Origin of the sequence: Nonomuraea sp. LPB2021202275-12-8, assembly GCF_037044575.1 — a bacterium.
Classification (GTDB): Bacteria; Actinomycetota; Actinomycetes; order Streptosporangiales; family Streptosporangiaceae; genus Nonomuraea.
The window spans coordinates 1-529 of record NZ_JBAHWD010000153.1; the positions used below are offsets into that span (position 1 = coordinate 1).

The following is a 529-nucleotide window of genomic DNA, read 5'->3' on the forward strand; positions in this document are numbered from 1 at the left end:
GGTCAACGAGCTGGTCCGCGTCTATATGGCCCAGAAGCGTAAGATCACCGACGGCGACAAGCTGGCCGGCCGCCACGGCAACAAGGGCGTCATCTCCAAGATCCTTCCCATCGAGGACATGCCGTTCCTGGAGGACGGAACCCCCGTCGACATCATCCTCAACCCCCTCGGTGTGCCCGGCCGGATGAACGTCGGCCAGGTGCTGGAGATGCACCTGGGGTGGATCGCGGCCAAGGGGTGGGACATCTCCGGTGTCGAGGAGGCGTGGGCCGAGCGGCTGCGCGACAAGAGCCTCGACAAGGTCGCCCCGCGCACCAACATGGCCACCCCGGTCTTCGACGGCGCCCACGAGGAGGAGATCGTCGGCCTGCTCGACTGCACCCTCCCCAACCGTGACGGGGATCGGCTGGTGGAGCGCAGCGGTAAGGCCCTGCTGTTCGACGGCCGCAGCGGTGAGCCGTTCCCGTACCCGATCGCGGTCGGCTACGTCTACATCCTCAAGCTGCTCCACCTGGTCGACGACAAGATC

General features: G+C 66.5%; 1 pseudogene. It reads left to right on the forward strand.

Annotated features, from left to right (window positions below):
* Positions 1 to 529 (forward strand): annotated as a pseudogene (locus tag V5E28_RS49140) (DNA-directed RNA polymerase subunit beta); the annotation flags it as partial.